Raw genomic sequence first — 21,411 nt, forward strand, 5'->3', positions numbered from 1 at the left:
TAAAGCCTCAATACACTTTTATCATTTTCATCTTATCGACCCATAATTGACCCGGATACCCGCGGGCGACCAGCCTCAGATGGCCGTCCTCCTGGACGATGATGAGGTCGTCGTTGTCCATGATATCGGAAACGTTGAACGACTGCGTATAGCCGTCGGAGCCGACCACGTCCAGGGTCTTCGCGCCGGCGCCTACCCGGGCGTCCCGGAGCACGTACCGCACGGGCAGCCCCGTGTAGTTCTGGGCCGGCAGGTGAGTGACGGCCCCGTCGAGCTTCGCGTTGATGGTCACGAACTCCGACGCGTAGGACGGCTGATAATAGTCCTTCGGGGACGCCACTGCGCCGGTCACGGTGAACTGGAGCGGATCGCCCTTTAGCCGGACCAGGGCAAAATAATATATCGCCGAGAACACGATGAGCAGCGCCAGGATGACGGCGACGACCCTCGTCGCCGTGAACCCGAAGCCCTTTTTCTCGGGCTTTTTCTCCCGGCGCACGATGCCCGCTTCCTCGAGATTGTCCATGATGCCCACGCTGAAGTATCCCGCGAACACCGCCCCTGAAACGATGGAAAGCAGGCCGACCGCGGCTAACAGGAATATGTTCGGGTAGACGTTGAACAGAAGCTGGCTCGCGAGCACGTAGGCGAAGGAGCCCAGGATACCGCCGGTAAAGTAAGAGAGCTTCGGGTACTTCTTAAACGGCCAGAAGCCGATCTCCACGAAAATGCCCTCCAGGAGCGAGATGAACACGACGAAGATGCCATGGGAGCTCCCGGAGAGGAATTCTACTAAGCCCTTGAGAAGCCCTCCCCCGACGCCGGCGCCGGGTTTTTTTGTGATGGCCACCATCAGGACGAGCCAGAAGATGTGCAGGCCGGCCACTATCTCGCCGGCGCCGTACGGCACGCCTGCAAGGCGGTTGATGACGTTAGCCAGGTACTGCACGTACGTCGACATCACGCCGCCCAGAGACGCCAGGATGGCGACCGTGAGCAGGTCCCTGGTGGTGAAATAGTATTTTGGCGCCATGCTCCACCGTTATTTATTTAAATTAACAATGGTTTTTTGTGTAATCCGAGTATAACTAGGACAGGATATAAAACTTGTGAGACGACGCTTATGGAAGAATGGCTTTTGTGGGCGGGCGCGGCGGCGTTCTGTGTCTTTGCCCTATCGACGCTCCTGCTGAAAAAGGGTAAGATACCATCGTATATTTCCTTCGCCGGCTGCCTGCTCGTCATCGGCGCGCTTTTATTGCGCTGGTATACGCTGGGCCGGCCCCCGTGGGCGACTCTCTACGAGACGGCCGCGTTGCTGGCGCTGGCTACGGGCGTCGCTTCCGCTTACTGCTATCGCCTTAAGGAAACGCCCGCGTTGTACCTTCCGCTGGCCGCCGTGGCCATCGTATTGCTGGTATTTTCAGCCATGTCCTGGGAAGCCAACCCGTCGCTCTCGCCGGCGCTTGAGAGCGGCTGGCTGCTCATCCACGTGCCCGTCGTCATCCTGGCGTACGCCGCCTTATCCGTAGCGTCCATCGCCTCCGGCGCCCTCATCGCGCTGAAAGCACTGGGCAGGGGCGACGATAGAACAATAAAAAGGCTCGACTCGATCGCTTACAATCTAATTATCGCGGGGCTGGCATTGCTTGTACTGGGCATCGTCATGGGCGCAATGTGGGCGAAAGCGGCCTGGGGCGCCTACTGGTCATGGGACCCCAAGGAGACCTGGTCGCTCATCACGGCCTTAGTCTATGCGGCTTACCCTCTCGCCCGGCGGGCGGGCATGAAGCCCGAGGACTCGGCGTTCATCGCGCTACTGGGGCTCCTGGCGATACTTTTCACTTACCTGGGCGTATCCTACCTGATACCGGGCCTGCACAGCTACGCTTAAAAAAGTTTGCCTCCTGCGCGTTTATGGGTTGAAAATTTTCATCTCCTACCGATATGCCTTCCTGGAGTGTCCATAACCACAGAGGCCAGTAGTTCCGTGTTTGTTTAGCGGTCCTTTCATATTTTCCACTTTCGTACAGCCCCTCGGTTTTTCAACACGAAAACACGAATTATTTTTTTATCCCACGTAAGTCTCGATAATCACTAAGTTCCATGCCTGGCGCTTAAAACACGAAACAACCTCCCGAATGAGCACCAAATTCACCAAAGGATTGAACCACGAGAACGGCATGATCCTTCCTTATACTTTATTTTATATGCTTTTTCTAGTGTTTCAAGTTAATTTAGTGAAGTTCGTGCCTTTGGGAGGTTGTTTAGTGTTTTGACGTGAAAGCATCCATCTTAGTGTGGTTCGTGCCCCTTACGTGGGACTAAAAAATAATTCGTGTTTTCGTGTTGAAAAACCGGACAAATCAGCGAACCACACAAAACAAAGGGCAAACGATCGCATAACAAACGCGGAACCACTGACGGAGAAAAGCGAGAGCACTTAACAGATAAAAACTAATAATACTAAAAACGCGCAAAAAACAAAAGTTTTATCCTATCAGGGTCTCGAACGCCTTCGCCTTGCGCATGGCCCTGTCGGCTTCTTCCATGCGGCCGAGGCCGCAGAGTATGACCGCCTTGTTCATGTAGGCGTCGGCATAGCGCTTATCGATGGCGATGGCCGCCTCGACGCACTTTAGCGCCTCCTCGTCCCGGCCCAGGCCGTAGAGGCAGATCCCCTTATTATTCAGCGCTTCCTTATCCGCGGGATTGTTCTTGATGATGAGCTCGAAACATTCGATGGCCTCCGAGATCCGGCCACAGCCGTAAAGCATCATGCCCTTGTAATTCACGGCATCCCGGTAGTTCGAGTCGACGGCGATGATCGTGTCCAGCATCTTGATGACCCCGTTAAAGTGCTCGATGGCCCGGTCATAATCGTCGTCCGTGGCCTTGAACGACTCGTTACTGGCGACGGCCGCCCTGAACATCTCGTCCAGGCTCGCCTTATTGAGCTTCGTTCCCGCGGCCCGGGGCGCCTTCGCCGGCTTCGCCGGCGCCCTGACTGACCTGGCCGCCCTGGCCGACTTTCCGGATTTCGTGACCTTCGTCGCCTTAACCATCTTTCCGCCTCGAATTCGCTCGTATATTACGGGCCATAGGGCATAAACCTTCTCAATTAATATTTTCAGATAAAATCCTCATAAAGCCCGTAAGAGTTTAAAAAGCAATTAATAAACCGAAAAAACCCTCGATTTACCATAACTTATATATAGAACGGTTTTTAACTAATATATAATCAAATAATCCCCTATTTTCGAGATAGGAGGTGGAATATGATGAAAGAACTTCCCGTAGCTTCAGTTGACAGGATAATAAGGAATGCGGGCGCTGACAGGGTCAGCGAGGACGCAAAGGAGGCGCTGGCATCGATATTAGAGGACTATGGCATGAAAGTTTCCGTAGAAGCTATCAAGCTATGTAAGCATGCCGGCCGTAAGACTGTCAAGGAAGAGGACATAAAGCTGGCCTCGCAAAGGCTGATCTAAAGGATTTTACGGGGTTCTATCTGCCCCGTACCTTGTTTTTGTATTCGATCCCCCTTATCAGTGCCGTTATCGCATCGTTGTACGGCGTGGGCACGCCCGTTTTACGCCCCAGCTCACACACCCTGCCATTCAGCGCATCGATCTCCGTACGCCTGCCCCGCGAAACGTCCTGGAGCATCGAAGAGCGGTTACCTGAAGTATCCCTTATCACTTTGAAGGTGTTCTCCAGCGGGTCGACGCCCGTCTTTATGCCCAAAGCGCTCGAGACCGAGGCGGCCTCGCTTACGATGCCGGCGACCAGCGCCTTGAGCTCCGGCACTTCGAGGAGCATGCCGTTGTTCATGGCAGTAATGGCCGTTAAGGGGTTGATGGCGATGTTGGCGTACAGCTTTTCCCACTGCGCCGCCCGGATGTCGTCCGCCACCCTCGCCCTCAGGCCGGCCTTTTCCAGCAGGTCCCGGACCATCCCGAGCCTGCCGCGGACTTCAGACTCCACCGATCCCAGGACGGTCTCCGTATAGCCCGCCAGCCTCACCCGGCCTGGCTCTAAGAACGTCACGCCGCTGTATGAAACGCCGGCGGCCACGTGGCCTTTCCCCAGGATCGAGGTGGCCGTCTCGTCCGGCCCCAGGCCATTGTGGATGACGACGACGATCGTCCCGGGCTTTGGGCATATGCCTTTTACGGCCTCCGCGACGTCATACGCTTTTACCGTGACGAAGATGACGTCAGAAGCCGGAGTTGCGGTGGCGATCGATGGCATGGCGGTAATTTCCCTGGCGCCAGTAACCCGGATACCATCCTTCAGGATATCAGCGTCCTTCTCCCGGCAGACGAGGGTTACGTCATGCCCCGACGAGGAGAGCATCGCGCTATAAAAAGTGCCCAGCGCTCCGGCTCCGATGACCGAGATCTTCATGATTAAAATAATGGCGGCGGCGTATTAAGGGTTTACGACCGGTGCCGAGCCTTCGAGAAGCTTCCCCAGACGTTTCAGCACGCTCTCCCGGGCCTCGACGTTCGCCTTTATCGTGTTCCCGTCGTACTCCACGTGGTGTACGATGGCCTCGTCGTGGAGCCTGGAAAGCATGGACAAGCCCTCCTCGGTGCGGGGCAGCGTGACCTCGGTGGAGGCCCACTTCGGCAGGTACTTCCCGATCTTTCGCTTCAGCTCGTCCAGCCCCTCTCCAGTCCTCGCCGATATGACGACGGGGTTAGGGGCAAGGTGCACGATGGCTTGCTTTCGCACTTCCAGCTCTTCCTGCGTAATAAGATCGCTCTTATTTAAGGCCGTGATGACCGGCACCGGGCCGATCTCGTCCCACATGGTATCGTGGCAGGTGACAAGCTTGTCCACGATGGCCTCCGGAGGTTCGCTCACGTCGACGACGAGGATGATGACGTCGGCCAGGTAGATCTCCTCGAGCGTAGAGCGGAACGCCTCGACCATGAAGTGCGGCAGGTACTTGATGAAGCCGACCGTGTCAGTCAGAAGCGCCTTGCGCTGCCCGATCTGGAGCGACCGGGTCGTGGGAACGAGCGTGGTGAAAAGCTGGTCCTTCGCGACGACTGACTCGCCTACCAGGGCGTTCATGAGAGTGCTCTTGCCGGCATTCGTATAGCCGGCCAGCGCCACCAGGTCGAAGCCCTTTTCCTTCCTCTGCTTCCGCGTCTCGTGCTGGCGTTTTCGGATGATGTCCAGCTCGGCCTGTATTTTTGCGATCCGGCCCGTGATCTCGCTCTCGTAGACGTCGGCCTGATACCGGCCGAGGCCCTTGAAGCCTGGCTGTTCGCCCCTCCTGGCCAGCGTGACCTTCATGCGGGCCTTGGGCCGCTCATAGATGAGCGATGCCAGCTCGACCTGAAGCTTTGCCTCCTTTGTCCGGGCCCGGCTGGCGAATATCTCGAGAATGAGATTGAAACGGTCGATGACCTCGAGCTTGCAGAGCTTCGATAAATTGTAGATCTGGACGGCGCTGAGCTTTTCGTCGAAGACCACCTTTTCAGGCTTCAGCTCTGCGACAAGTTCCGCTATCTCTTCCGCCTTGCCCTTTCCGACGGCGAACGCCTTATCCGGGGTACGTACCTGTGTCACTTCGCCGAGCACTTCATAGCCTGCGGAGTGCGCCAGCTCTTCCAGCTCTTCCAGGCTACCATCCGTGCCGGGCTGTATCCGCTTTACTAGTAGAACGCCTTTTTCGTCGCTATTCATGGAGCATCCTGTGGACGGCCAGCGAAACGTGGTGCGCCACCTCTATGGCCTTTCTTTCGCCCACGCTTTCCGCGTATTTGAACTTTCTCCCCAGGATGGCCTCCACCCGCCACTCCGGGTAATTATAGAACTCGCCGGGCTCCGTAATGATTGTGCCCCGGAACCGTGTGCATGCCTTTTTTATCAGGTCGACAATGGTATCCATGGATACGTCGTCCGCTTTTTCCTGGCAGATCCGCATGTCCTCGATCTTATCGACGTCGAACGGCGACAGGACGGCCGAGACGGCGACACAGACAAGATGGTAGCGCCCGTCCGCCATCCTGTGCCTGCCCGAAATGTCGACCACGACCACCTTCAACCCGGCACCCCTACAGTTTCGTCACTATCGCCCCGGAGAGCTCCTTTTCCGCCAGCGCCCTGATGTCGAACTCGGCCTCGATCCTAGCGATCTCCTCGAGCCGCCCATGGATGGAGGGGTGTTTCGGCACGGCCTTACAGCAGGTCGCCGGGCGCACGGAAATATCGTAGGTGCCGATCTTCCGGGCGATCTCGACGATCTCATTCTTGTCCAGCCCTATCAAAGGATGATAGACGGGAAAGTCGATCAAATAATGCTCGATCATGAGGTTATCGGACGTCTGCGAGGCTACCTGGCCCAGAGACGAGCCGGTGATGAGGCCGTGGGCGCTCTCGCGCCTGGCGATCTCGACGGCCGTCTTATACATCATGTGCTTGCAGAAGACGCACGTATACTTGATGTTGCCTTTCTCGATGAACTCCCGGAGCGAGTCGCCGTGGGGCACCTCGTAGACCTTGAAAGAGTGGCCCGGCGCCCAGGCCTTTAGTTTTTTTATCGTGTCCATGGCCCGCTCGGTGTAATCCTTATCCGAGAACATGCCGTTGTTGAAGAAGGCCGGTATGAGGTCGCAGCCCCGTCGCATCATGAGCCACGCAGCCACGGGCGAATCGATGCCGCCTGAGACGAGGGCGATCATCTTTCCCTGGGAGCCCAGCGGCATGCCGCCCACGCCCTTGATGACCTTTGAAAAGACATATGACTGGCTTTCCCTCATCTCCACGAATATCTCATGGTCCGGATCCGAGAGGTCAACTCGGGGGTTACGCTCCCGGACGGCCTCGAAGACCGCGTCCCCGCACATGCGCCCGATCTCCTGCGACGTATAGGGCTGCTCCCCGGTCCTGCGGGCCCGGATTGCGAACGAGCTGTTAGCCCCGATGGTCTCCCGGCCCAGGGCGGCCGCCGTCTCCCGGACCTCCTTTATATCGGTGCCCGTTACAGCCACGGGGCTCACGGAGACGACGCCAAATACCCTGGCTATGGCATCCGGAGCTCTCGGGTCCGCACTGTTGACGAATATCCTGCCCCGCTCACGGACGATATCGTCGAACGGAATGTCATTCTCGCGGAGCATCGCCTCGATGTTCCCGATGAGCAGGCGCTCATATTTGGCGCGGATCTGCTCGCTCTTGATGCCGATCTCGCCATAGCGGACCATGACGCAGTGAAAATCCATATATGTGAACATTATGCGCGCTACACGTTAAAGCGTTATGGAATACAGCAAAATAAAAAAGACTTCAGTCTAAGCTTTTAACTTAGCGGCGGCGGTCATTTCGCTGGCACTATAGAGAAGCTGGTAGACCTGCCTGCAGGATTCGCTGCAGAAGCCTTCCTCTGAGTCGCCATGCTCTTCGCAATACTTGCGTTCGCACATTAAACAGCGCATTTCCATTCCCCGAAAAAGAAGGGCTTGCTCGTACTTAAGCCGTTTGCTCCTTGCCAAGGCCCTCTAAACATCATACGAATGCACGAAGACGGTTTCAGCCTCAAAGCTACTCTAAGCGGGCTCTAAGTTCTCTAAGACTTATTAAAAATAAGTTGGTGCCGCCTGGTGATTAAATAAAAATTCCGTGTGGCCTGGTGTAACCAAAGTGCCGCTTACTAGCACTTTTTTCAACCGCACAAAGTTTACACCAGGCGGCACCACGTTTACACCAGGCCGCACTAACGATTTCTAAATATTTATTAATGCCTTCGTGTAGCTTCATGCCCGCTTAGAGTAGCTTTGAGGCTGAAAAAGTCTTAGAGCATTCTTAATAGGCTTAGGGGGCTTAAGAGAAGGGGCAGGAAGCCCTGCCCTGTTAGAACTCGTATGTGCCGAAGCTGTTGTCGGCCATATTAAGCGTCTTCTCGAAGAGCGTCGCCTGGCCGCCCCGCCACTGGGCTACGATAGTGACGGTCGCGGGCACGTTCTTGTTGTGGTAGACGTCGAACGAAACATCCTTCCGGTCCTCCCACTGCATTACCCCGATGTTCTGGGGCTTCGTGATCGTGTTGGTCAGGTTATGCACGGTGCCATCGGCGTCTATGACGGTGGTGGGCGTGGTCACCTTGTAGAGCAGGACGATGTCGAGCACCAGGTTATCCTTGTTCACGTTATTCAGGGTCATGGTGGCCGTTTCGTGGGCCTGCCCCTCGAAGCCGGTGGTATCCCAGGTGATCTTGATATTCGAGACCGACACGGGCGAGTTGTTCGAATAGACGGGCCACGGGGTCGGCGTGGGCGTTGGTGTCGCTACGGGCGCCGGAGTCGGGGTTTCGGAGGGCACGGCGGCGGCCTCGGGCGTCGGCACGGCCGTGGCATTCGGAGTAGCCGTGGGCGTCGGCGTCGCGGCGGGCGCCGAGCATCCGGCCGCGGCCACGCCGGCGGCGATCAATAAAACGATGAGCACGGGCTTAAATTCCATAAACATCAATCCTCTTGTGTAGTCAAACCCTTAAAGTATATAACCAAGTTGCTGATACGGTACATAAGGTTTATAAGTGAGCGAGCCAGAATTAAGCTGAAATTTTAAGAGGATAACATGGTGCTCGATAACCTCGGGTCTTCGCTTAAGAGCGCGATCCAGAAGCTCGCCAACGCCGGCAAGATCGACAAGGAAGTCATCGATGAGGTAGTGAAGGATATCCAGAGGGCGCTGATTCAGGCCGACGTGAACGTGAAGCTGGTCATGAAGCTCTCCAACCGGATAAAGGAGAGGGCCCTGACCGAGGCGCCCCCGGCCGGCATGGATTCCCGCGAGCACGTGCTCCGCATCGTTTACACGGAGCTTGTCAATATCATCGGCAAGGCGACGCCAATCGCATTAGAGCCACAGACCATAATGATGGTGGGCCTCCAGGGCTCGGGCAAGACCACCACGACCGCCAAGCTGGCGCGCTTCTTCTCCCGCAAGGGCCTCAAGCCAGCGGTCATCTGCGCCGACACGTACAGGCCGGGCGCGTACGATCAGCTAAGCCAATTATGCGAGAAGCTGGGCGTCATGTTCTACGGCGAGCGCGACAACAAGGATGCGGTCGCCATCGTGAGGAAAGGACTAAAGGAGACCGCGAAGTACGACGTCCGCATCGTCGATACAGCAGGCCGCCACGCCCTCGAGACCGATCTCATAAAAGAGATGAAGGATATCTGTGCGCTCACGAATTACACTCACCGTTTCCTCGTTCTGGACGCCGCCATCGGCCAGCAGGCCAGCGAGCAGGCGATGGCGTTCAACGATGCCGTCGGGATCACGGGCGTGATCATCACCAAGCTTGACGGCACGGCAAAGGGCGGCGGCGCCCTCTCCGCCGTGTCGGACACGAACACGTCCATCGCCTTCATCGGCGTGGGCGAGACGCCGGACGACCTGGAGCGCTTTGACCCGGACGGATTTATTTCGAGGCTGCTGGGCATGGGCGACCTGAAGGCGCTCGTGGAGAAGGCCAACGAGGTCCTGTCGCAAAAAGACGTGGACGTCGAAAAGATGATGACGGGCAAGTTCACGCTGAACGACATGTACTCCCAGCTCGAGGCCATCAACAAGATGGGGCCCCTGAAGCAGATCATGTCGATGCTGCCGCTGGGCGGCATGGGTGGGAACATAACCGACGACATGTATAAGGTGACCCAGGATAAGATGCAGGGCTACCGTATCATCATGGACTCGATGACCGAGGCGGAAAAAGAGGACCCGAAGCTCATAGGGAGCAGCCGCATCGCCCGCATCGCCACTGGCTCGGGCAGGTCGCCCGAGGACGTGCGGGAGCTCTTAAAGTACCATAAGATGATGCAGAAGGCCATGAAGGGAATGAAGGGCGGCGGCCAGGGCAACAAGAACCTGAAGAAGATAATGAAGCAGATGAACATAAAATAAGCCTTTCCTGTTTTTTTAATCATCCATCTTTTCACGACGGTTCCGCTATATTCATAAATTTAGCGGACTTTTTATGAAAATGCCTGTTTATCGTTTTTTACCGTAATAGGGGATAAAAATCCGCAAGCCGATTAACCTCATATGGGCGTGAGTATTGGGTATCGGCTGAAAGCGGTAGCTATAGTCCTGAGCATTACCGCTTTATTATTAATCGCAATTTCCGGCGCTTTGCCGGCTCAAGTAGACGCAAGGGCGAACCTGACGGCCTACAAGTCCGTAACTCCGAACGGCTGGGAGCCCGAAGGATATAACGTGACCGGTACCGTGCCGTATTATATAACGCATACGCTGGGATGGAACAACGTAAAGATCATGGGCAACGTCGGAATTGGTAACGGCGGTGTGCAATATCTGAACGGGACGAGTAACCAGAACATAAACTATACGGATAATAATTTTATGGCGGGCGATGTTTCCGAGGCCCCATGGGATCCGGGTCGCCTGACCAGCGCGCCAGGGGTAGCCGTTAATTCCGCGACGGCCGCTACAGGCGTATCGGCCGGAAAAAATTCCATCGCGAACAATACGTCCTCGACATCAGGCAATACCAGTCAGTCAATGATAAATATACCCGATATCGGAAAACTTAGCTTCGATAATAACACCCCGGCCGGCACGGGCAATGAAAGCACTTTGTCAGCGAATGATATGACGATAGTCAATTCGAACCAGATAAGCGTGGGAAATAAGTTCAGTAACATGCCCCTGAACGACCCGTATCACTCGATACTCCTGGGCAGGCCCGTCGACGACCTGATGTACGAATACCCGCTCGCGCCGACGATCAGCGCTTACTTCAAGCTCGTAGGCATACCAATGCCGTGCGGCAGCGGGCTTGCAAGCTTCTCCATGAGGTGCCTGGGCTACGGATACTAGGCCGAGGCACTATCGGCATAGCCGGACACTGTTGCTGGCTATGCCGCACGCTCTTAAAAACGATGAGCGCTATTCTGGCCATGATGCCTTAGAGGGCTGCGGCGTTAAGTGACGCGATCTTTCATAGTCAGCCGGGATACTCAAAAAGCTTACTGTATCTAGCCCTGCCTATAAAGCGCCTTAATCGATGAAAAATGCGGAGAGAAGGTTGGCCAACACCTGGCCGTTAGATATTTGGACACTGGAAAAAGTTTAAAAAACGTTATCCGAATGTGTCCGTGAAGAAGTATGTCCGCTCGTAGGCCGTCCTACCGATCACCGACTGGCTGATCGACGGGAACGCCAGGCTCACCGGCCCGAAAGGCAGGATGTTCGACGTAAAGCTGTGATCAGGGCTGGTTATGCTCGTCGGGCCGGCAGCGAAGCCGTCCGAAAATAGGGGGAAATCTATATTAATATTCTCAAAATCGCTGCTAGTCATGGCCAGCGAGTTAAATTCCAGTATCGTCAGCCCCGTCGAACAAACGGGGAACATGAAAATCGTGCTATCCGTCGTAATGAATGGCGAAGCGGTCACGTTTAAAGCCGTGGCCGGCTGAATGGCCAGGGCCGACGTTAATAATATGGCCAGGACCATGGCTACCGCTATAAATGCTCTCACTTATTACCCTCCTCACAATATAAATCATTAGAATGTCGATGTTCAAATATATTATTATTTAATTGATTGTATAATTACTTAATAATGGCTATTAAACCGTTTTTATGACATTATCTTAAAATCGTCTCTGCTCTATGTTATTTTTAAGGGGCCGCCTTATGGGAAATTCCGCTTTTGGTGCAGGCAATATTTTTTGCTCTCCGGCCCGCTGGTTTAACTGGTGAGTGCATGATGAAGTTGGGGAGAATCATGATCATAGTGTCTATTTGCCTGGCGGCCGCCTCGATGGCAGCAGCCCCGGCTTTTGCCTGGGACTGGCCCATCATGGGCTTCGGCCCCGGCGCGGGAGCACCGCTGACGAACGGCCCGCTGCCCAGCACGATCTTACCAGGCACCATCGAATGGGCATATCAGCCCGGGTGCGCGGCCCAGCTAGTCCTCCCGGGATACACCTATGGCCGGGACGCGTTCAGCGGTAACGTCGGCGTCGGCCCGGTACCTTCATACAGGCCCCTTCCGTCGCTATTACGGTAGCTCCGGCGGCCGGGTCCGGGAAGTATTGAATAGATAAATCATTCGTAATATCTCTTTTTCGTTTTTAAATCAGGTCATAGATAAAAATTCATATGCTCATCTACCAAATATGGGCCTTTGCTTTTATCGTCGGCTAAAAGCGCCGGCTATCCTGTTTACAGTTTTATTATTAGCGTGGCTCATCTCCGTCCAGGCGCAGCCCGCGGATGCGAGGGCGAACCTCACGGCGTATACGACCGCAACTCCGAACAGCTGGCAGATGAAGGGCTTTAACGTGAGCGGCACGGCACCGCAATTTATCCGGGACACGTACGGGTGGAATGACTCGAAAATGCTTGGAAACGTCGGGCTCGGTAACGGTAGCCTCAACGACCTCAATGCATCGAGTAACCGGGTCATAGATTACAATGAGCAATATTCTATGGCTGCCGACATTTCCGAAGCGCCCTTCAATAAGTCACGGCTGACATCGGTGAGCTTAAATGGCACGGGCTTGGAGCCCGGATACAAGTCTAATGTTTCCGAGGCGAGATACGAGGGACAGGAAAATAATACGATCCGATTGACGTCGATGGACGAGGATCTGGGGCAGCCTGAAAGCGCGCCGGATAAAGCGACTGGCCAGGAGGCCGCCCAGGTAGCGATCGGCGAGAATATACCGCTGAACGACCCGTATCACACGTTCCTGATCGGAAGGCCCGTAGACGATATGATCTATGAGCACCCCCACGGGATTGCCACGAACGCTTATGGCAGGCTCATGGGTTTGCCCCTTCCTGGGGGCTCCTCTGCGAATATTGGCATACGTCTCCTGGGGTACGGGTACTAAAAAAAATTATTCACTTATCGAATCTATGAAGAAGTACGTCCTATCGTATTCAGCCTGCTGTAGCACGGTCTGGCTGATGCTCGGGAAGGCCAGGTTCACCGGGCCGAACGGCAATACGTTCGCGCTCGCTGCGAGGTCATCGGTAGCAATTTGAGTTGAGCCCGGGGCTAAGTCATTGCTTATGCCGTCTTCACAGAACCTGTCAAAGACAGGGAAGTCAATGTCGGTAGTCTCGAAGTCCAGACTCCGGGCATTGAAAGAGTTAAATTCGAGTATTGTAAGGGACCCCACAGAAAAGGGCTGTGTATAGACGAAGTCGTAGCTCGATATGAACGGTATGCCTAAAGCGGTAATAGCCGCCGCTGGCTGTATTGCGATGGCCACGGCCAGGGCGATAGCCACCGCATATGCTAAATATACTCTCACCTTGCAATACCCTCCTCACTCTAAGAAATGGTTCTCCCATGGTCGATATAAATATTATTATATATTTAATTACATAATATTTTATAAGCGATGCAAAAAGACAGTATATGCTTCGATAGCCCAGCTTGTAGCGACGTGCGATCAATCGGCCTTGCCAATGTCGGATCATATAATCGCCAGGAAGAGATGATAAAAAATTTAAACGATCCGTGCCCGAGAAAATCCGCTATGTAAGCTGGCAATATTTTTACTTTCCATTTATAAAGGCTAAAGTGGAGATGGATTATGAAATTCACCCGGATCGCGGTCGTGGCCGCGGTCGTCATCTGCACGGCGCTCCAGCTCGTGGCGCCCGCCTTCGGATGGTACTGGCCGATAATGGGATTCAGCACCGGCTTTGCCCCGAACCTGGCCCCGGGGCCGCACCTGCCTTCGCCGCAGGACCAGATGCTCCCCGGCACGACCCAGTGGGGATACCCGCCGATCGACCGGGCCCAGATGGTGTCGCCGGGCGCTGCCTATGGGCCGCACCCATTCAACGGCACCCTGAATTTCGGATCGGCGCTGCCCTTCGGGCTGATAAAGAGGACCGTCAGCGCCCCCGAGAGCGCGGAGGCGGCCTTGACCGGGGCGAATAATACGTCCGCTAAAGGCGAGAATACAACCGTTAAAATGGGAAATACATCCGTTAAGGTCCCGAATAATACGATCAAGGGAATGTCCGGGGTGCCCGGCGGCCTCTCCGGCTGGCTGTCATCGCGCTGAGACCGTAACGGTTATAGCGGCCGGGCAGCGATGATAGTGCATATGCGGACTTTCGTCATCGTGGCCCATAAGGCCGTTACCACGCCCAAATTTTCATTAAATGATCTGCCCGGCGGCGCCGGCCGTATGGACATCATCGCCCGGTGCATCAACGCGTCCCTCTTTTTATCGCACGACCTGCGACGGGATGTGGACACATATGCGGTCCTGCTAGGCGATCCGAGTCCGCCGGTCACCGTCCGCTTCAACGGCGAGAAGGTCCGCTACCTCAGCCCCGACGAGCGCAGCGCGGCCGCCCTTATCAAGAAAGCGCTGGAGAAAGGCGCACCTGCCACGGGCGAAGAGGAGTCCACTCCCGGCGTTTATATCTCGAAGCGCTCTTTCGCGGACCTGGTCGATAGTCTCGGCAGCATCGTCTACCTGCACGAGGATGGCGAGGACATCCGGAACATCGAGCTTACGGGCGACGAGGCCTACGTGCTGAGCGACCACCAGAACCTGACGCCTGAGGAAGAGGCCGTCCTGGAGAAAAAAGGCGCCCGGAAGGTCAGCCTGGGTAAAAAGCTGTACCACGCCGACCACTGCATCGTCATGGCCAACCACGAGCTCGACCTTCGGAATATATAACAAGAACTATTTTACGAACGAACTATTTTACTTGCACGGAATAATGCCAGTCTGCAGTCGGCCATCATGCCGATGCTACGCTGAGCGGAGCTCTCGTGCATAATGGCGGGGCAATGGACGTTTTTCCCGAAGAGTAAAACGTCGCTTTTGGCTGATGCCATTCGAGCAGGGCTTGCGTATGAGCACGCTGCATCAGCAGCCGTGCGAATAGGGTGCAAGCCCGGCCCCGCCATCGGAGAACCCAAAACGCCGAGTAGCCTTGCCATCAGGCAAGGCGTCGACCCGCGAAGAGCAAGAAGAACAACCAGAATTTCAGATTATAAAAGTCCGTAGAGCAGAAGAGTTTCTCCTTTTGGCAGGCAAACTTTTTTGAAAAAAAGTTTTCCGCCAGCCTTTCAAAAAACTTTTTTTAATGCCGACTCCTTCGGAGTCGGAAATACTTAAAGGTGCGCCGGTCGGGACTCGAACCCGAGTTTATGGCTTGGCAAGCCATAGTGATAACCACTACACTACCGGCGCATTTCGAAAAATGGCGCAGACACCTAATTGTACTTATGCTATATAAAAATTTTGCCGAAGGAAAAAGATAAAATTTCAAAGCCCCTTAACGCGGCCTTTCGGCTTGCCGCCGAGGCTGGCCTTCGTCCGGGGAGCAATAGGCGACGAATAGCTCTCATCCTCATACGAGCGCTTAATGAAAACCGGGGCTATTAATGACGATACGATGACCACCAGGCCAATGACCGACAGCAGCTCCGGCGTGACCAGCGGCGAGCCGTTAAGCACCACCGAGGTGCCGATGCCTCCGATCACTAAAGCGTCCTCGCCGGCGCACATCAGCGAAAAGCCGATACGCCTCGGCTCATTGCTCTTATAGCCGCCCGAAAGGGAGCATCCCGCGATCGTGCCGATATACTTGCCGCCCATCACCGTGGCCAGCAGGCCCAGGAACAGCAGCAAATAGACCGGAACGCCGATGCTCGTACCCGAAAGCACCAGCCATGGGCCCTGCAGCAGGGCGCGGAAGTCCATCGTAATGCCCGTATATGCGAAGAAGATGGGGATGAACAGGCCATAGCCGACCGCCTTGATCCTCGGCTCGATTATCGTGCTGCTATACTGGGAGCCCGCCAGGATGGCGCCCGCCAGGAACGCGCCGATGACGTACGTCAGGCCCAGCCAGTCGCTCATCGTGGCCACGGCGAACAGCACGATCAGCGAGAGCGTGATAATAGATTGATCGCTGCCGCTCTTCCGGGAGATGCCCAGCAGCGTGTCCGTGACCACGCCGCCGAACTTTACGACAAAGATGATGAAGCCCAGTATCAGCAGGAACAGCTTGAAGGTGGACCAGCCGATCTCCGACATGAACCCGTTCGTGTCGAAGGAACTGCCGGGGGAGGCCGCGGAGATGATGCCCACGACTGAGATGAGCACGGCCAGGGCCATTATCGAGAAGATGCCGTCCGTGACCTCGACCGCCACCAGCGTCTTGAAAACGTTCGAGAAGCGGTCCCCGATATCCGTCAGATAGCGGAAACCGATGACCGTGGAGGTCGACGTCAGGCCAATGCCGATGATCAGGCCCTGGATGGCCGAGAAATAGATGCTCTGCCCGAGGGCGAGGCCCACGCCGACCATAATGAGGGTGGAGAGTGCAAATACGATGGCGGCTCCCAGGAGCGTGATGGAAGTGGCGCTCCTGGCGCTGGTCTTGAAGACGCTCTCGATGTCGATCGACAGGCCCATCAGGAACATCATGAAGATGATGCCCAGGTCCGCCAGGAACCGGAGCGGGTCCTCGGTCCCGGCGGCCGCAGGCTGGATGATGCCGAGAACCATTGGGCCCAGGATGATGCCGGTCATTAATTCGCCCACCAGAGAGGGAAGGCCGACACGCTCGGCTACGATACCCAGGACCTTTCCGACGGCAAGAATGAGCATTATCGATAGTAGAAGACTCGTCGATAGCACTGTAAGACTCCATGCAGGGCGGCATCTATTGCCGGCCGCTTTTTCCATCCCTTGCTCTAACTCTTACTCCGTTTGAATATTTGAACTTGTCTGTACGTATATAAAGAGCCGGGAAAAAGAATAGTTAGGAGCGCCCGGATAACTCTGGCCGTTACCCATGGGACGCTCTCTCCGGTACGATGACTATCGTCGTTACAGCCCGCGGCCCGCTAGCCGTTCAGAAAGAGGGGCGCCGGTAAGAACACCCTGCCTCCGAACAGGAACACGATGATCGCCAGGATAACGAAGATTATCACAAGCCACCTTGCGATCTCCATGCTAAACCCGGCAATGCCTCTCGCGCCGAGGATGTAGGCGACCAAAGCCAGTACCAGGAACAGTACTGCCAGCCAGATGAGACCATCCATTGAATCACCCACCTCTAAGAATCAGAATCTTTTTTATCCATATATAATTTGATTAATTTTTAAGCTATTTTTATGCAGTTTTGCTGTGAAAGCGCAGGCATATAGCCCCGTAAGGGATTAATATCGATAAATAACAGCTTTTTGGGCAGGCAGAAGGTTATAAAGGTTTATTGTAAACTCGTGTACCGGCCGCTAAGAAGGGGATGTGACCATGACCGATGTATTCCAGAGGAACGTCCGGCTGTTCATACTCAGGTCGATAATCCTGAGCGTCTACCAGGGCATCTACGACGTTATCTTTAACCTGTACATACTCAACATGGGATTCCATGAGGACTTCCTCGGCACGATGCTTGCGGTGAGCCTTCTGACCTCGTCCATCGCCTCCGTGCCGGCCGGCATCCTGTGCGACCGCTTCAACAAGCGGAAGCTGATGCTCATATTCACGCTGTTGTCATTTTTATCCATCGTGCCGCTCTTCCTCACGAGCTCGCCGCTCGTGCTGCTGTTCTTCAGCGCTGTAGGGGGGCTCTGCGGGTCCGTGAGCGCTGTCTGTGCCACGCCGTTCCTCACCGAGAACTGCGAGCACGACACGGTACGTGTCTTCAGCATGAACTCGGCGTTCAGCTGGATGGCGTCCATCGCCGGGAACGCGGCGGGGGGAGCGATGCCCCTGCTCCTTCTCCGGCTGCTGCCCGTGGCCGGCCAGTACAGGATGACCATGCTGGTCGCGCTCTCGCTGCTCCTCGCCGGCTGGTCCGTCCTGCTCTTCATGAAGGATGGGACGGGAAAGCCGTCTTCGAGGAAGCCGTTCAAGATCAGGTTCTCGCCGAACCTGACAAAGTTCACGCTCATCAGCGCCCTCATGGGCGTGGGCACCGGCGCCATCGTGCCGTACTTCAACGTCTACTTCACGAAAGTCCTGGGCGCCGGGCCGTCGGAGATAGGCATCGTGTTCGCCGCCACGAACGCGCTCATGGTCGTGGGCTTCGCAATCACACCCCGCCTCACGTCGTGGCTGGGCAAGGTGAGGGCCGCGTCGCTCACGCAGATGGCGTCCATTCCTTTTCTGGTCTTAATGGCGCTGAGCACGAACTTCATGATGGGCTCATTCGCCTACACGTCCCGGATGTTCCTGATGAACCTTGGCGGTCCGGCGGTCACCAGCCTGCAGATGGAAATGATCGACCCTGAGGAGAGGGGCTTTGCAATCGGGTTCATGTCGACGGTGAGCGGCGTCGTGGTGGCCGCAGCCACGTACGCGAGCGGCCTGTTCATGGCGCAGGGTAACTATTTACTTCCATACGTTGCCACATGCATAGCCTATATCCTCGCGGCCGGGCTCCTCTACCACTTCTTTAAGGACTCCGAGAGATCGCCGGACAGCGCCGTCGCCGAACAGGCACAAAGATATAAACTCTCGGCGTAAAAGCTTGATACTTACAGTCCAGGGGGTATGGATATCCTTAAAGAATACATGCGCACCATCCGCGGCTTTCACAGAAACGTGAAGCTGCTGCTGCTGCGAAGCTTCATCATCTGCCTGTACACGGGCATTTACGGCATCCTGTTCAACCTGTACATCCTGAACCTGGGTTACGGGGCCGATTTCCTCGGGCTGGTGCTTTCGGCGCACGTGCTGGCGTCCTCCGCCATGTCCATACCGGCGGGCATCCTTTGCGACCGCTTCGATAAGAAGAAGCTCATGGTCGTCGCTGGTATGTGCTCGACGCTGGCCGCCGTGCCGCTCTACGTGATCCCGTCCGCCTGGTCGCTGCTCTTATTCAGCATAGTGGGCGGCATATTCGTGTCGATCAGCTCGGTTGTGCTGACCCCAATGCTCGCCGAGAACTGTACGAAAGAGGATACCGTGCACGTGTTCAGCGCCAACTCGTCCATAAGCTGGATCGCCTCGATCCTCGGGTGCGCCATGGGCGGCATCGTTCCGGGGATGCTCGGCACGTTCGCCGGCGTAAAAGCCGACAGCCTGAGGCTGACGCTGCTGTCGGCGGTCGTGCTCCTGGCCATGGGCCTGGTCGTCACTTTGATGATCGAAGAGCGCAAGGGCGCCCCGAAGAGCCGCTGCGCGCTCTTCTCGCTGAAGAGCCTGAAGCTCTCGCCCGACGTGCTGAAGTTCGCCCTGACCAGCCTGACCTTCGGCGCGGCGTCGGGCATGATCGTGCCGTATTTTAACGTCTACTTCACGCAGTCGCTCCACATGAGCGTGCTCGACGTGGGCCTCATCTCCGCGGTCGCCGGTGTGATCATGATCGGCGGGTTCATCATCACGCCCTACCTCACTTTGAAGATAGGCAAGATACGGGCGGCGTGCGCCTCGAAGCTGATAGCCGCACCGCTCCTGATGCTTATGGCGTTCGCGCAAAGCGTCCTGCTGGCCGCGGGCGCCTACGTGGCCTACATGTTCTTCATCAACATGGCCGGCCCGGCCACCACGAGCTTCCAGATGGAGCAGATAAGGCGCGAAGAGCAGGGCTTCGCCGTAGGCATGATGATGACCGGGAACTATATCGCCGTATCCCTGAGCACCTACGTCAGCGGCCTGCTCATCGCCGGGGGCAACTACCTTTTGCCGTTCATCGGAACATGTACGTTCTATTTGATCACCGCCGCCCTCCTGTACTACTACTTCAAGGACGTGGAGCAGCGGCCGCTGAGGCTGTCCACGCCTATTCCCAGGGCAGCCTATACGGCCATCGTGGACCTGGAGTAGGAGGGGCTCCATATGGAAAGCGAGGGATATCTGCTGCTTAAACCTCGGTTCAGGCATGAAATGTGCCTCAAAAACCACAAACTATCTTTATTTGGAATTATTTTAATTATTAAAACGGAGGGGATGCCGGATGACGAATAATTATTATCAAGCCCTGAATAACTTCTCGACCAACGCCCGGATGTACCTCGCCTTCAACTTTCTCACGTCGCTATACGTGGGCATGGCCAGCGTTATCTTTAATCTCTATATCATCAAGCTCGGCTATAACGAGCAGTTTCTAGGGCTGATCATTTCGGCGACGATGATCGCAACCGGCGTGTTCGCCTTCCCCGCGGCGCAGGTCTGCGACCGCATCGGCAGCAAGAAGTGCCTGCTGGTCTCCTGTATCCTCTCGAGCGTCGTCTCGTTCTTATTGTATGTGCTGACCGGCCAGGGATGGCTGCTGGTGCTGAGCCTGCTCAGCGGCATCGTCTCCACGGTGCCCACGATCATCGCGGCCCCCTTCATGGTCGAGAACAGCACGCCAGAGGATAGGATTTATTTATTCAGCTTTAATTTCGCCCTGTTCGTCCTGGCCACGGTGCTGGGAATGGCCATCGGCGGCTACCTGCCCCAGGTCTGGTCGTCCATATTCGGCGTCGACGGCGGCAGCATCCTGTCGTTCCGGTATACGCTGTACGCGTCGCTGGCCGTCTCGGTCATCTCTATCGTGCCGCTTTTCTTCCTCCGGGAAAAGAAGCGGGTCTGCATCGACGCCCCGGACCTGGGCATGATGCTCAGGGAGCTCGCGGGATCTAAGGTCGTGAAGCGCCTGGTGACCATAAGCTGTCTGATCGGCCTGGGCGCGGGCCTCATCGTGCCCTTCTTTAACGTCTACTTCAGCAAGATGCTCTCGGCCTCTACGGGCCAGATCGGCCTGATCTTCGCGCTCGCCCAGGCCTCCATGGCCGTAGGCGCCATGGCCGTCCCGTTCATGGTCTCGCGCATCGGCAGGGTCAGGACGGTATCGCTCACGTACCTCATTTCTATACCCTTCCTCATCGTGCTGGCCGTGTCCACGAACCTGTACGTCGCCGGCGCCGCTTACATCCTGAGGATGCTGTTCATGAACATGTCCGTGCCCATCAGCAACAGCTTTTCCATGGAGATCGTGCATAGCGAGGAGATGGCCTCCGTATCGAGCCTCACCTCCATGGGCAGCTATATCTCGATCGCGGTGAGCTCCTTCATCGCCGGCATCCTCATGTCCTACGGCTCGTACCTGCTGCCTTACGCGGCAACCTGCTTGTTTTATCTTGCCGCGTCGGTACTCTACTTCAAGTTCTTCCACCGGTATGAGGAAAAGCACATGGAGCACACGCATGCCGAGGCCGCCGCCGGCCAATAGCCCGCGTAACACCACGGGGCGCACGGAGGCACCACGGAGACACAGCGCTTTGTTCACCACGGCGACACGGCGAACACGGCGCTTTTTTATTTTCCTGAAGGGGGCTGATGCCCCCTCGGAGACCCCCTGCTTACTTTAATATCCTGAAGGGGGCTAATGCCGCGCTGAGCGCCCTTGCTTACCCCTCGGAGACCCCATGCTTAATGA

At 56.0% G+C, this 21,411-nt stretch carries 23 protein-coding genes and 1 tRNA gene; 11 read left to right on the forward strand and 13 right to left on the reverse strand.

Annotated elements, in window-relative coordinates; genetic code table 11:
* Positions 1 to 7: 7 nt before the first annotated feature.
* Positions 8 to 1,033 carry an ECF transporter S component gene (locus VMC84_RS03290; RefSeq protein ID WP_325378112.1) on the reverse strand — a complete coding sequence of 342 codons (1,026 nt, stop codon included), beginning with the start codon at positions 1,031 to 1,033 and terminating at the stop codon, positions 8 to 10.
* Positions 1,034 to 1,123: 90 nt separating this feature from the next.
* On the opposite strand from VMC84_RS03290, the gene ccsA reads away from it, so the two are divergent.
* Positions 1,124 to 1,894, forward strand: coding sequence for a cytochrome c biogenesis protein CcsA (gene ccsA / locus VMC84_RS03295; protein WP_325378114.1), 771 nt, complete (start codon positions 1,124 to 1,126; stop codon positions 1,892 to 1,894).
* A gap of 598 nt (positions 1,895 to 2,492) precedes the next feature.
* On the opposite strand, the gene VMC84_RS03300 is transcribed toward ccsA, so the two are convergent.
* The gene (locus tag VMC84_RS03300) at positions 2,493 to 3,065 is read right to left on the reverse strand and encodes a tetratricopeptide repeat protein (protein ID WP_325378116.1); all 573 of its coding nucleotides are present in this window, start codon (positions 3,063 to 3,065) and stop codon (positions 2,493 to 2,495) included.
* Positions 3,066 to 3,278: 213 nt separating this feature from the next.
* On the opposite strand from VMC84_RS03300, the gene VMC84_RS03305 reads away from it, so the two are divergent.
* Positions 3,279 to 3,491: a histone family protein gene (locus tag VMC84_RS03305; protein WP_012901407.1), complete on the forward strand. Its 213-nt coding sequence runs from the start codon at positions 3,279 to 3,281 to the stop codon at positions 3,489 to 3,491.
* A gap of 16 nt (positions 3,492 to 3,507) precedes the next feature.
* Here VMC84_RS03305 and VMC84_RS03310 read toward each other — a convergent pair whose 3' ends face one another.
* The 6 genes from VMC84_RS03310 to VMC84_RS03335 all read right to left on the reverse strand — a co-directional run bounded on the left by VMC84_RS03310 (position 3,508) and on the right by VMC84_RS03335 (position 8,481).
* Complete coding sequence (locus tag VMC84_RS03310; protein ID WP_325378120.1) at positions 3,508 to 4,410, reverse strand: 2-dehydropantoate 2-reductase; 903 nt, start codon at positions 4,408 to 4,410, stop codon at positions 3,508 to 3,510.
* Between the two features lie 24 nt (positions 4,411 to 4,434).
* A complete protein-coding gene (hflX, locus tag VMC84_RS03315; protein WP_325378122.1) occupies positions 4,435 to 5,703 on the reverse strand; it encodes a GTPase HflX in 1,269 nt (422 codons plus the stop codon).
* Positions 5,696 to 6,058, reverse strand: a complete 363-nt coding sequence (locus tag VMC84_RS03320) for a DUF2209 domain-containing protein (protein ID WP_325378155.1) — start codon at positions 6,056 to 6,058, stop codon at positions 5,696 to 5,698. The genes hflX and VMC84_RS03320 overlap by 8 nt, the downstream gene beginning before the upstream one ends.
* A gap of 16 nt (positions 6,059 to 6,074) precedes the next feature.
* Positions 6,075 to 7,241 carry a tRNA uracil 4-sulfurtransferase ThiI gene (gene thiI, locus VMC84_RS03325; RefSeq protein ID WP_325378124.1) on the reverse strand — a complete coding sequence of 389 codons (1,167 nt, stop codon included), beginning with the start codon at positions 7,239 to 7,241 and terminating at the stop codon, positions 6,075 to 6,077.
* Between the two features lie 69 nt (positions 7,242 to 7,310).
* A complete protein-coding gene (locus VMC84_RS03330; protein ID WP_325378126.1) occupies positions 7,311 to 7,454 on the reverse strand; it encodes a hypothetical protein in 144 nt (47 codons plus the stop codon).
* Between the two features lie 415 nt (positions 7,455 to 7,869).
* On the reverse strand, positions 7,870 to 8,481 hold the full coding sequence (locus tag VMC84_RS03335) for a hypothetical protein (protein WP_325378128.1): 612 nt from the start codon (positions 8,479 to 8,481) through the stop codon (positions 7,870 to 7,872).
* Between the two features lie 111 nt (positions 8,482 to 8,592).
* On the opposite strand from VMC84_RS03335, the gene VMC84_RS03340 reads away from it, so the two are divergent.
* Entirely contained in the window at positions 8,593 to 9,924 is a 1,332-nt protein-coding gene (locus tag VMC84_RS03340; protein ID WP_325378130.1) for a signal recognition particle protein Srp54, read from the forward strand.
* 141 nt (positions 9,925 to 10,065) lie between these two features.
* A complete protein-coding gene (locus VMC84_RS03345; RefSeq protein ID WP_325378132.1) occupies positions 10,066 to 10,860 on the forward strand; it encodes a hypothetical protein in 795 nt (264 codons plus the stop codon).
* Between the two features lie 262 nt (positions 10,861 to 11,122).
* Here the strand turns inward: VMC84_RS03345 and VMC84_RS03350 are convergent, their stop codons facing one another.
* Complete coding sequence (locus VMC84_RS03350) at positions 11,123 to 11,521, reverse strand: hypothetical protein (RefSeq protein ID WP_325378134.1); 399 nt, start codon at positions 11,519 to 11,521, stop codon at positions 11,123 to 11,125.
* Positions 11,522 to 11,770: 249 nt separating this feature from the next.
* Here VMC84_RS03350 and VMC84_RS03355 point away from each other — a divergent pair, with 249 nt between their 5' ends.
* Both VMC84_RS03355 and VMC84_RS03360 read left to right on the forward strand, forming a co-directional pair.
* A complete protein-coding gene (locus tag VMC84_RS03355; RefSeq protein WP_325378136.1) occupies positions 11,771 to 12,055 on the forward strand; it encodes a hypothetical protein in 285 nt (94 codons plus the stop codon).
* 109 nt (positions 12,056 to 12,164) lie between these two features.
* Positions 12,165 to 12,884 (forward strand): hypothetical protein, encoded by a 720-nt coding sequence (locus VMC84_RS03360; RefSeq protein WP_325378138.1) that lies wholly within the window; start codon positions 12,165 to 12,167, stop codon positions 12,882 to 12,884.
* Positions 12,885 to 12,890: 6 nt separating this feature from the next.
* On the opposite strand, the gene VMC84_RS03365 is transcribed toward VMC84_RS03360, so the two are convergent.
* Positions 12,891 to 13,310 (reverse strand): hypothetical protein, encoded by a 420-nt coding sequence (locus VMC84_RS03365; protein WP_325378140.1) that lies wholly within the window; start codon positions 13,308 to 13,310, stop codon positions 12,891 to 12,893.
* Positions 13,311 to 13,595: 285 nt separating this feature from the next.
* On the opposite strand from VMC84_RS03365, the gene VMC84_RS03370 reads away from it, so the two are divergent.
* Together VMC84_RS03370 and trmY are read left to right on the forward strand one after the other, a co-directional pair.
* Positions 13,596 to 14,075, forward strand: coding sequence for a hypothetical protein (locus tag VMC84_RS03370; RefSeq protein WP_325378142.1), 480 nt, complete (start codon positions 13,596 to 13,598; stop codon positions 14,073 to 14,075).
* 42 nt (positions 14,076 to 14,117) lie between these two features.
* A complete protein-coding gene (gene trmY / locus VMC84_RS03375; protein WP_325378144.1) occupies positions 14,118 to 14,702 on the forward strand; it encodes a tRNA (pseudouridine(54)-N(1))-methyltransferase TrmY in 585 nt (194 codons plus the stop codon).
* 447 nt (positions 14,703 to 15,149) lie between these two features.
* On the opposite strand, the gene VMC84_RS03380 is transcribed toward trmY, so the two are convergent.
* The 3 genes from VMC84_RS03380 to VMC84_RS03390 all read right to left on the reverse strand — a co-directional run bounded on the left by VMC84_RS03380 (position 15,150) and on the right by VMC84_RS03390 (position 17,083).
* Positions 15,150 to 15,221: transfer RNA gene (locus VMC84_RS03380), tRNA-Gly, on the reverse strand.
* Positions 15,222 to 15,296: 75 nt separating this feature from the next.
* Positions 15,297 to 16,676: a cation:proton antiporter gene (locus VMC84_RS03385; protein ID WP_325378146.1), complete on the reverse strand. Its 1,380-nt coding sequence runs from the start codon at positions 16,674 to 16,676 to the stop codon at positions 15,297 to 15,299.
* A gap of 209 nt (positions 16,677 to 16,885) precedes the next feature.
* Positions 16,886 to 17,083 (reverse strand): DUF1328 family protein, encoded by a 198-nt coding sequence (locus tag VMC84_RS03390; RefSeq protein ID WP_012901395.1) that lies wholly within the window; start codon positions 17,081 to 17,083, stop codon positions 16,886 to 16,888.
* 211 nt (positions 17,084 to 17,294) lie between these two features.
* Between VMC84_RS03390 and VMC84_RS03395 the strand changes: the two genes are divergently transcribed.
* From VMC84_RS03395 to VMC84_RS03405, 3 genes are all read left to right on the forward strand, one after another.
* Entirely contained in the window at positions 17,295 to 18,512 is a 1,218-nt protein-coding gene (locus VMC84_RS03395) for an MFS transporter (RefSeq protein ID WP_325378149.1), read from the forward strand.
* Between the two features lie 27 nt (positions 18,513 to 18,539).
* Entirely contained in the window at positions 18,540 to 19,814 is a 1,275-nt protein-coding gene (locus tag VMC84_RS03400; protein ID WP_325378151.1) for an MFS transporter, read from the forward strand.
* Positions 19,815 to 19,944: 130 nt separating this feature from the next.
* The gene (locus tag VMC84_RS03405) at positions 19,945 to 21,204 is read left to right on the forward strand and encodes an MFS transporter (protein ID WP_325378153.1); all 1,260 of its coding nucleotides are present in this window, start codon (positions 19,945 to 19,947) and stop codon (positions 21,202 to 21,204) included.
* Positions 21,205 to 21,411 lie beyond the last annotated feature (207 nt).

Origin of the sequence: Methanocella sp., from assembly GCF_035506375.1 — an archaeon.
GTDB lineage: Archaea > Halobacteriota > Methanocellia > Methanocellales > Methanocellaceae > Methanocella.